The sequence below is a fragment of the Belnapia sp. AC561 genome (assembly GCF_979252845.1).
Genome location: NZ_CEEDBP010000124.1, coordinates 1 through 409, shown reverse-complemented (window position 1 = coordinate 409; position 409 = coordinate 1). Strand labels below are relative to the sequence as shown.

Annotated in this window: 1 protein-coding gene; it reads left to right on the top strand. The window is 64.8% G+C overall.

The window, feature by feature from the left end; translation table 11 throughout:
- Positions 1 to 409, top strand: a 409-nt coding sequence (locus AC0IW9_RS30410) for an HhH-GPD family protein (protein ID WP_471652041.1), incomplete at both ends; no start/stop codon positions are given.

Here is a 409-nt window from a genome sequence, read left to right as displayed (position 1 = left end):
GCCCTGGCCGAAGCCCCCGAAGACGAAGTGCTGCACCTGTGGACCGGCCTGGGCTACTACACCCGCGCCCGCAACCTGCAAAAGACCGCGCAAATCGTCATGACCGAGCATGGCGGTGAGTTTCCCCGCAGCGTCGAACAACTCACCGAACTGCCCGGCATCGGCCGCTCGACCGCAGGCGCAATTGCCAGCCTATCCATGGGCGTGCGCGCGCCGATTCTCGATGGCAACGTCAAACGCGTACTGGCCCGCTACGTCGCCCAAGAGGGCTACCCCGGCGAGCCAAAAGTGGCCAAACAACTGTGGGACGTCGCCGAACGCTTCACCCCGCATGAGCGCGTCAACAACTACACCCAAGCGATGATGGACCTGGGCGCCACACTCTGCACCCGCAGCAAACCCAGCTGCC